We start from the raw sequence: 3,098 nt of genomic DNA, 5'->3' as shown, positions 1-3,098 counted from the left end.
AGAGTCGGCACGAGCCGAACGGCTCCAGCGAGTCGGTGGCGCAGAGCTTCGGCACCGCGACGCCGGCCAGCGCGGCGGCGCGCATGACGGAGGTGCCGGGCGGCACCGCCACCGGGCGGCCGTCGATCTCCAGCGTCACGGTCGCGCTGCCGGGGCGGGCGGGGGTGCCGAGATCGGCGACGGTCGCGAGCGACATGGCCTGTTCTCCTCGCCTCAATCGGCCGCGCAATCCTGCGCCGGCCGGTCGGAATTTCGCGGGCGGTCGAAATCCTCCGGGAAGTGGTCCATCGCGCTCACCACCGGCATCGGCGTCAGCCCGCCCAGCGCGCACAGCGACCCGTCGCGCATGACCTCGCAGAGATCGCGGACGAGGCCGAGGTGGGCGACCGGATCCTGGCCGCGGATCACCTTGTCCATGGTCTCGGCGCCGCGCACGGCACCGACCCGGCAGGGCGTGCACTTGCCGCAGGATTCGATGGCGCAGAACTGGAAGGCGAAACGGGCCTGGAGGGCGAGATCGACGGTGTCGTCGAAGACGACGACGCCGCCGTGCCCGACCATGCCGCCGCGGGCGGCGAAGGCCTCGTAGTCGAAGGGAGTATCGAACAGCGTCGTCGGCCAGTAGGCGCCGAGCGGCCCGCCGACCTGGACCGCCCGCACGGGACGGCCGCTGGCCGTGCCGCCCCCGAACTCCTCGACGATCTCGCCGAGCGTCAGGCCGAAGGCGCGCTCGACGAGCCCGCCGTGGCGGACGTTGCCGGCGAGCTGGATCGGCATCGTCCCCCGCGAGCGGCCGGAACCGTAGTCGCGATAGGCGGCCGCCCCGTTCGCCAGGATCGTCGGCACCGTCGCCAGCGTCAGCAGGTTGTTGATGACGGTGGGCCGGCCGAAGAGGCCGCGGACCGCGGGGAGCGGCGGCTTGAAGCGGATCTGGCCGCGGCGGCCCTCCAGGCTCTCCAGGAGGGAGGTTTCCTCGCCGCAGATATAGGCACCGGCGCCGAGCCGGACTTCCAGTTCGAAGGCGCGGCCGCTGCCCAGCACGTCCGGTCCGAGCAGGCCGGCGGCCCGGGCGGTCGCGATCGCCGCCTCGGTACGGCGGAAGGCGTGCGGATATTCCGAGCGGATGTAGACGAAGCCCTTGTCGGCGCCGACGGCGAGGCCCGCGATCACCATGCCCTCGATCACGAGGAAAGGGTCGCCCTCCAGCAGCATGCGGTCGGCATAGGTGCCGCTGTCGCCCTCGTCGGCGTTGCAGACGATGTATTTCCGCGGGCCGTCGGCCTCCAGCACCGTCTTCCACTTGATGCCGGTCGGAAAGCCGGCGCCACCGCGGCCGCGCAGGCCCGATTCCGTCACCTCGCGCACGATGTCGGCCGGCGCCATCGCCAGCGCGCGGCGCAGCCCGGCGAGGCCGCCATGGACCTCGTAGTCGGCGAGCGAGGCGGGATCGACCACGCCGCAGCGCACGAAGGTGAGGCGCTGCTGGCGGGCGAGCCACGGCAGGTCCCCGACCGCGCCCAGCGCCAGCGGATGGCGATCGGCGGCCGGGAAGCCGGCGGCGAAGAGACCGGCGACGTCGGCCGCGCGGACCGGGCCGAAGCCGAAGCGCCGGCCGCCGCGCTCGACCTCGACCAGCGGCTCCAGCCAGAAGAGCCCGCGCGACCCGGTGCGCACCAGTTCGACCGCGTCGCCGCGGGCCGCCGCCTCGGCCCGGATGGCGGCGGCGACCGCGTCGGCGCCGACCGAGAGCGCGGCGGCATCGCCCGGAACGAAGACCCGGATCATCGCGCCCCGCCTCCGGTGCGGGCGAGAATGGCGTCGGCATCGGCCCGGCCGACGAGCTCGCCGTCGACCATCGCCGCCGGCGACAGGGCGCAGTTGCCGAGGCAGTAGACCGCCTCGAGCGTCACCCGGCCGTCGGGCGTGGTCTGGCCGAACGGAATGCCGTAGGCGCGCTCGAGACCGGTCGCCAGGGCCTCGCCACCCATCGCCTGGCAGGCTTCGGCGCGGCACTGGCGCACGACATGCCGGCCGGCCGGCGCGCGGCGGAAGTCGTGATAGAAGCCGACGACGCCATGCACCTCGGCGCGCGACAGGTTGAGCACGTCGGCGATCAGCGGGACCGCCCGGTCGTCGACATGGCCGAAGCGGTCGAGGATGGCGTGCAGGATGGGCAGCAGTGGCCCTTCCAGCCCACGCAGGCGTTCGGCGATCTCGATCACGGCGCCCGCGTCGAACGCGGCGCTCGGCACGGCGGCTGCAGGCCCGGCCATCGACGGTGATTCCGCTGTTTGCGCTGTCCCAGGTCGAGTCTGGGAGGCGGCACCGTCGGCGGCAAACGAGTTTTCCACACTCTGCAATCGCAAAAAGCGATCACGCCGGGAATGTCGTCGCCGATCGCTCGAGCTCCGCCACCATCCCGGCGTCGCGCGCCACCGCTTCTAGCGCCCGGACCAGCGGCGAGAGCGGGTCCTCGTGGCGAACCACCAGGCCGACGGCATGGGTCCGGATCGGCGCCACCAGCGGCAGCGCCAGCATTCCGGCGGGGGTGCCGAAGACCCAGAGGAAATTGTGCGGGAACACGCTCGACCAGGCGCCGGTGCGGATGTGCGAGCAGAGCGTCATCACCGAGTTGGTTTCGACCAGCACCCGCGGCGTCTTGCCGACCTCCCGGAAGATGCCGTCGATGATGCGCCGGTTCTGCATGTCCGGTGTCAGAAGGCAGAGCGAGGCGTCGGCCGCCTCTGCCCAGCCGACGTCGCGGCGGCCGGCGAAGGGGCCGTCGGCCGGGGTCAGCAGGATGTAGCGCTCGGCATAGAGGGCGGTGCCGCGGACGCCGTGCAGCGGCTCGTTGTCGAGATAGGTGACGCCGGCATCGAGGGCGAACTCGTCGAGCGCGCGCTGGATCTCGTTCGAGGTGCGCGAGACGACGGTGAGGCGGACGTCGGGGTAGCGGCGGTGGAAGGCCGTCGTCAGCAACCCGATCGTCGGCAGCGCCGCCGGCACCGCGCCCAGCTTGAGCTCGCCGGACAGGCCGTCATGGAGCGCCGCGATCTCCTGGTCGAGGCGCCGGCGCTCGGCCAGGATGCGCCGCGCCC

4 protein-coding genes are annotated in these 3,098 nt (G+C 73.0%); all 4 read right to left on the bottom strand.

The window, feature by feature from the left end; all coding sequences use genetic code 11:
• The coding region (locus tag ACE3Q3_RS23710; RefSeq protein ID WP_374450225.1) for a 2Fe-2S iron-sulfur cluster-binding protein at positions 1 to 196 on the bottom strand (196 nt) is incomplete at its 3' end.
• 17 nt (positions 197 to 213) lie between these two features.
• Positions 214 to 1,785, bottom strand: coding sequence for a formate dehydrogenase beta subunit (locus ACE3Q3_RS23705; RefSeq protein ID WP_374450223.1), 1,572 nt, complete (start codon positions 1,783 to 1,785; stop codon positions 214 to 216).
• Positions 1,782 to 2,273 carry a formate dehydrogenase subunit gamma gene (locus tag ACE3Q3_RS23700; RefSeq protein WP_374450221.1) on the bottom strand — a complete coding sequence of 164 codons (492 nt, stop codon included), beginning with the start codon at positions 2,271 to 2,273 and terminating at the stop codon, positions 1,782 to 1,784. The genes ACE3Q3_RS23705 and ACE3Q3_RS23700 overlap by 4 nt, the downstream gene beginning before the upstream one ends.
• Before the next feature lie 100 nt (positions 2,274 to 2,373).
• A partial coding sequence (locus tag ACE3Q3_RS23695) for a LysR family transcriptional regulator substrate-binding protein (protein WP_374450219.1) occupies positions 2,374 to 3,098 on the bottom strand: 725 nt, incomplete at its 5' end.

Origin of the sequence: Allostella sp., assembly GCF_041913585.1 — a bacterium.
Classification (GTDB): domain Bacteria; phylum Pseudomonadota; class Alphaproteobacteria; order ATCC43930; family Allostellaceae; genus Allostella.
Note: the sequence above shows the minus strand (reverse complement) of the source record. Positions and strands in the feature narration are given on the sequence as shown.

Bases quoted from the DNA above. Each gene is read 5' to 3' on its own strand.
- ACE3Q3_RS23705 (WP_374450223.1), bottom strand. From the start codon at position 1,785: ATGATCCGGGTCTTCGTTCCGGGCGATGCCGCCGCGCTCTCGGTCGGC.
- ACE3Q3_RS23700 (WP_374450221.1), bottom strand. From the start codon at position 2,273: ATGGCCGGGCCTGCAGCCGCCGTGCCGAGCGCCGCGTTCGACGCGGGC.